Consider the following 288-nt stretch of genomic DNA (forward strand, 5'->3'; position numbering starts at 1 on the left):
CACCCACAGATAGTCGTACTGCGTCTGTCGCACGGACGTGGGCCTCGACCCGCGGCGGGCCCAGACGGTCGTCGCCGTCCCCTTCCGCCCGAAGCGGGCCTCGTCCTCGAACCAGACCTCGACCCGCTTGGTCGGCCGGGCGGCGGCGACCTCGGCGATCAGTCCGGCGACTTTTTTTCGAACTCCTCGCGGGCCGCGGGGTCGGACCTGGGGTGGCGCGGGCGGGGGTCGAGGCACGAGTAGCCCAGGCGGTGCAGCGGCGGGTAGACGCCGGGCATGCTGTAGGCG

At 72.9% G+C, this 288-nt stretch carries 1 protein-coding gene; it reads right to left on the reverse strand.

Annotation, left to right across the window (positions count from 1 at the left end; genetic code table 11):
* Nucleotides 1–158: 158 nt before the first annotated feature.
* Nucleotides 159–278, reverse strand: a complete 120-nt coding sequence (locus G6O68_RS33800) for a helix-turn-helix domain-containing protein (protein WP_390625425.1) — start codon at nt 276–278, stop codon at nt 159–161.
* Nucleotides 279–288 lie beyond the last annotated feature (10 nt).

This window comes from Paludisphaera soli, from assembly GCF_011064595.1.
Classification (GTDB): Bacteria; Planctomycetota; Planctomycetia; order Isosphaerales; family Isosphaeraceae; genus Paludisphaera; species Paludisphaera soli.